The 4,587-nt window shown below is 48.4% G+C and carries 4 protein-coding genes and 1 pseudogene; all 5 read left to right on the top strand.

Annotated features, from left to right (window positions below; genetic code table 11):
- Positions 1–605: 605 nt before the first annotated feature.
- Positions 606–1,019, top strand: coding sequence for a hypothetical protein (locus H3V09_RS08890; RefSeq protein WP_442859367.1), 414 nt, complete (start codon positions 606–608; stop codon positions 1,017–1,019).
- An 11-nt stretch (positions 1,020–1,030) separates the two neighbouring features.
- Complete coding sequence (locus H3V09_RS08885) at positions 1,031–1,729, top strand: ABC transporter ATP-binding protein (RefSeq protein ID WP_045924347.1); 699 nt, start codon at positions 1,031–1,033, stop codon at positions 1,727–1,729.
- Positions 1,730–1,776: 47 nt separating this feature from the next.
- Entirely contained in the window at positions 1,777–3,222 is a 1,446-nt protein-coding gene (locus tag H3V09_RS08880; RefSeq protein WP_198191705.1) for an FtsX-like permease family protein, read from the top strand.
- Between the two features lie 8 nt (positions 3,223–3,230).
- A pseudogene (locus tag H3V09_RS08875) lies at positions 3,231–4,054 on the top strand (ABC transporter ATP-binding protein); the annotation flags it as partial.
- A 33-nt stretch (positions 4,055–4,087) separates the two neighbouring features.
- Positions 4,088–4,587 (top strand): ATP-binding cassette domain-containing protein (locus H3V09_RS09060; protein ID WP_332461003.1); only part of this gene is annotated, 500 nt, incomplete at its 3' end.

Genomic DNA, 4,587 nt, shown 5'->3' with positions numbered 1-4,587 from the left:
CCGACCTATTAACAACCACCCAACACGCTTACAGCCACAAGGCCAAACCCCCAACATAAACAACGCGTTTAGTTCCTATAGCCCAGAATCTCTGAAGTGGGTGTCACTGCTCCAGGAAATCGGTGCAGACGCAGTCGTTAATATCATTCAGAATGGAAGCCACGGGGGAGGATCAGGTAAGTATAGACGCTGGGAAAAGTTTGCTATGCAAACGGCTTGGTGTCTTGACATCATTGGATGCAGCAATTGAAGGTCCATCTCTACTCAAAGGAAAGTTGCCATCTTAAAAGGCGACGTATGGGTACTTAGCTATCAAAGGCAATGAGCAAGTTATTAATATTCAAGAAGCGAGTTAAAACAGAAGTTGACACTGAACCGGGTTCTGATAATATTACTACAAAGCATAGTCCGCAACGATGGGAGACGCAATGATTGGGGAAGCTGTATACATGCGGGCGACGCACCCAGGATCTCCTTTCTTTGTCGATAGCCGTAGTCTCATGGCACATGCCGAAGAGTCATGGGATCCTGAACCTGACTGTCCGATAGGATGGGCTTCAAATAAATCCGTAGTATGGACATATATGTAGCCGACTGCTTGCATAATGAGGACCCACGGATGGAAAATTCATGTGACGGCTTCCCTTGACAATGCACAATCAGTTTTAGAAAAAGTTTCTAAAATCTGTATTTCAGAGCATGTTATGTTCAAATATCTCAGGGATAAACAACAGTACCGATCCTCCAATACCAAATATGCAGGACGCAGCTCTAGTGGAAAATTCATAACCATATATCCCTTTTCTGATGAGCATCTTGAAAGATTAACCCTCAAACTAGAGGAAGCAATAGGCGGTGAACCAGGACCTTATATCCTCAGTGATTTAAGGTACAATAACGGACCTATCTTTTTCAGATATGGGGCGTTTGTTTCAATAGAAATGTCCGATTCAGTACTCGTTGTCGTGGGGCTTTATAATCGCATGAGGTCTGGCGATACTCTGATCTCAGTACCATGAAGGTTAATATTATGCGTGATGGTGTGGTAGTAGCTGAACAGCTAAGTAAGAATTTCGTCTCGGGTGACGGGACTCCCACTGTGGTGTTCAATGATCTTTCTTTTGTTGCTGCTGGTGGTGCCATGACCGCAATTACAGGGCCCTCTGGATGTGGTAAGAGCACCTTGCTATATTGCCTTTCTGGTCTTGAACAGCCATCTCAAGGAAATGTGTGGGTGCTGGGTGAGGAACTAACTAAGAAGAACCAGCGTAACTTGGCTTTGTTTCGCAGATCGCATATCGGGTTTGTGTTTCAGTCCTACAATCTTGTCCCGTCCATGACCGTTCGTGACAATATCCTGCTCCCCTTGACTCTCAGCCATCGCAAGGTCGATCAAGGAAGCATCGATGCCCTCATGGATAAGTTCCACTTGAGCGGGCACGACAATGACGCAGCTAGTTCGCTCTCAGGTGGTGAGCAGCAGCGGGTATCCTTGATTCGCACCTTGGTCGCGGATCCCGATGTTGTGTTCGCCGATGAGCCGACAGGTGCTCTTGACCAGAAGTCCGGACAGTTGGTTTTCTCGCAGTTGCGGGACTTCTCCCATCGACCCGGTAAATGCGTGGTCGTGGTCACACACGATCTCCGCCTGGCCCGGCAATGCGACGTCGTATACACCATGAGTGATGGCGGATTTGTCGCATCAGGGAATGTGGAAGAGCAAGCGTAGTTATTGCCCTGATTCTGTATGGCGATGCGGCGTGAAAGGTGTAAGTCATGAAGTGGGCGTTGAATGATCTGAAAGCCAATAGAGGAATCTGGGCCGGTGTGTTTCTTGTGCTTGTGGTCACGCAGACGATTCTGTGCGCCATGAGTGTATGCAAGGGAATCAATGATCTCAAACATGATTCCCCGGGGGAAGTGGGTGTGGTATCTCACCATCTCAGCACTAACGTGGACTCGGTCTACCAGATAGCAATGGTCCTGGGTTGCCTGGTCATTATGGTGACGATTCAGGCTTCCATAAGGCAGCGGCGGAAGGGACTTGCATTGTTGTCCCTGCTTGGTGCCACACCTAGGCAGGTGCTGACCCTCACCATGGTGCAGGTGTTCGTGCTGACTCTGATCTCCTCCATCGTTGGTATGGCGCTGGCGCCAATTCTTGCCCCACGGATTCTAAAGTTCCAGTTGGAGGCCGTGCTGTTACCGCCGCTTATCACTTTTACTTGGCAGGGTTTCTTAGACTTTGCTTTGAGGGGGCTTGCAGTCGGTTTCATTGTGGCTTTGTTGGGTGCTCTCTTTACTCTGCGTGCTTTGAGGAAAGTGCTTCCGGTTGAGCTGCTGAGAGGTTCAGGAACTGAGGAAGTCCACGTCACGAGAGCTGGGCGCGGTCTGAGGAGATTCCTTATTATCGGTGGTTTCATCGCCCTGCTGGCACCGGCTGTCGCTGCCGTCATCCTGGTGTTGAACGACCCCAAAACTCTGAGTAAGACCCAATTGGGCATCATCATGCAACCCATGTCATTAGGCCCGATCATCGCGATACTGCTGTTTCTGGTCGCTCTGGCCTATTCTGGAGGACCCATCATCCAATGGGCCACCAAAACATGGACGAATCTGGTTCCTGTGCAATCCGATGTCTGGAAGATCGCACGGGCACAAGCCATTGTGAGAAGTCGCGGGAAGGCATTCGGCTCCACCATCATCTCACTGACTGCTTGCCTGTTCCTGCTCGGTGGATTGTTAATCACAGGTCAAACCAGTACTGCTGCCATAAGTGGCTTTCCCCAGTTGAAAGACATGGGATCAGCCACACCGATAGAGCTTATGTCCAGCCTGTGGTCGGCCTTGCTCATTGCTGTAATCGGTGCGGTCGCCAGTTTCGCCATCTCTGCCAAGGAACGCAACCTTGATCTGGCCCTTATCTCCATCGCGGGCGCTGTGCCCGGACAGCTACTTGCCATATCGGCCTTGGATGGTTTCATCCTCGTGACCACCGGTATCCTTATCTCTGCGGGGGCCACCTTGTTCGTCGGAGTTTTCACCGCTGTGACATTCCTCCCTCTTTCCAAGAATCTCTTTGTAGTGGTCTTCCCCTGGAAGTTCTTCATTATCCTTGCTGTGCCCATTATCGCCGCGGGAACACTTTCCACATTTTTCTCTGCACGTTCTAGTTTGAAGCGATCGGCAATTGAAACCGTCCAAACAGCCATAGGCGAATAGCGGAAATCATGTCAACTATGCAAACTCAGCAACGTCAAAAAACCACAATTTTTAATGTATTCAGACTATTGAAACCGCACACAGCTATCACTGTTGTTGTGATGTCTGTGGGTATAGTGTCTTCAGGTCTGGCGTTACTACAACCTCTGTGTGTCAATTATCTTCTACACGCCATAGAACAGAGTCAGAAGTTGGTGAGACCAATTGCAGTCTTGGCGCTTTTGTTTGTAGCAGGCATCGTCCTGGATGGTTTGGGATCCAATATGGCAAACCGCCTTGCGGCGAAAATAGTTTTCGATAAACGTAGCAATCTCATTACCTGTATCCTCGGCCTGCCGGTACAAGAGTATGATAAGAGGGAGTCGGGTGACTATGTCTCAACTGTCATCTCAGATACTAATGAGTTACGCTCAGCCCTGTCATCAGACTTCTTTAAAGTGGCCGCGAATCTGTTAACAGCTTGCGGATCAGCTGTCGCTATGCTGTTCATTGATACCAGACTCTTTGCCGTGGCACTTATAACTTCGTGCACATCCATTCTGTTGATGATTGCTGCTTCTTCTCGTCTGCAGGCCTAACCGAACTGGTACAAGCTAAGACAGCAAGACTGTCTAATGCCATACTGCGATCATTAGCTGGAATTCGCACAATTAAGGCCTTTATGGCAACAGTGCCTGAAACGAAAAGAGTAGTCGGTACCGCAGAAGAAGTGTATCGGGCAACAGTAAAAGTGGCCAACAAGGAAACAATCATTCGGTCCATTGTGAACTGCGCCATACAGCTGACCTTACTAATCGTTTTTTCCTTTGGCGGCGCGGAAATAGCGAAAGGGGATCTTGATATTTCTAATTTCATCTCCTTTTCAATGTATTTGACTATGGTTGTTTCTTCGCTAAGCTCCTTTTCCTCATCTATAACCACGGCTTTCAAAGCTTTAGGACCACTCAGGAGAATAGAAGACATTGAATCTTTGCGCGATAAAAGCGAAACCGTAAGTTCGAGCAATATGCTTTCCCCAGATGGGCATTCCTCGTTTGATACAGCCAACATTACGCTGGAGTTCAAAGATGTATGCTTTTCTTACAATACAGCGGACAAAGATGATGAACGAAATACCACTCTGCAGAACATTAGTTTTAGCGCAGTCCCACACCAAAGAACCGTCATCGTGGGCTCGTCGGGTTCAGGTAAAACTACGCTGCTTTCCCTATTGGAGGCTTTTTATAGGCCGGATTCGGGGCATATCCTATACAACAATGTTGACTCAACTGATTTAAATGGGCCTATAGGAACTAAACGCGTTGTTTTAGGTTCTGTGTGTGGGTTTGGTTGTGTGTTGGTCAGAGTGTGGTGTTGGGGTATCTG

Origin of the sequence: Bifidobacterium sp. M0399, assembly GCF_016100595.1 — a bacterium.
Classification (GTDB): domain Bacteria; phylum Actinomycetota; class Actinomycetes; order Actinomycetales; family Bifidobacteriaceae; genus Bombiscardovia; species Bombiscardovia polysaccharolytica.
This window is presented reverse-complemented; position numbering and strand designations above follow the sequence as displayed.

Coding starts and splice junctions, on each gene's coding strand:
- H3V09_RS08890 (WP_442859367.1), top strand. CDS start 606: ATGAGGACCCACGGATGGAAAATTCATGTGACGGCTTCCCTTGACAAT.
- H3V09_RS08885 (WP_045924347.1), top strand. CDS start 1,031: ATGCGTGATGGTGTGGTAGTAGCTGAACAGCTAAGTAAGAATTTCGTC.
- H3V09_RS08880 (WP_198191705.1), top strand. CDS start 1,777: ATGAAGTGGGCGTTGAATGATCTGAAAGCCAATAGAGGAATCTGGGCC.